Origin of the sequence: Chitinophaga sp. 22620 (genome assembly GCF_052044405.1) — a bacterium.
In the GTDB taxonomy this organism is placed as follows: domain Bacteria; phylum Bacteroidota; class Bacteroidia; order Chitinophagales; family Chitinophagaceae; genus Chitinophaga.
The window spans coordinates 1-399 of the sequence record NZ_JBQEMV010000018.1 but is presented as its reverse complement, the minus strand read 5'-3'; the positions used below and the strand labels follow the sequence as shown (position 1 = coordinate 399).

Annotated in this window: 1 protein-coding gene; it reads left to right on the top strand. The window is 54.1% G+C overall.

The annotated features are described in order from the left end of the window. Positions 1-65 precede the first annotated feature (65 nt). Positions 66-399 (top strand): HYR-like domain-containing protein (locus ACTJIK_RS25770; RefSeq protein ID WP_440650480.1); only part of this gene is annotated, 334 nt, incomplete at its 3' end.

The following is a 399-nucleotide window of genomic DNA, read 5'->3' as shown; positions in this document are numbered from 1 at the left end:
TCACCAGGCGCCAGGATACGATCCGTGCGGCCGGTGCATGTCTGAATAACTATCAACTCCGCCGTGTGTGGATCGCTACCGATGTGTGCGGTAACCGTGACTCCGTGATTCAAATTATCACCGTACAGGATACAAGACCACCGGTGTTCACAACGCCGGCTCCGGCCAACGCTACCGTAGAATGTAGCGCTATCCCGGTTCAACCGGATCTGACAGCCAATGACGCCTGTATGGGTGCTGTGACAATCACCAAACGTCAGGATACGATCCGTGCGGCTGGTGCATGTCTGAATAACTATCAGCTCCGCCGTGTGTGGATCGCTACCGATGTGTGCGGTAACCGTGATTCGGTGATACAGATCATCACTGTACAGGATACAAGACCGCCGGTATTCACAA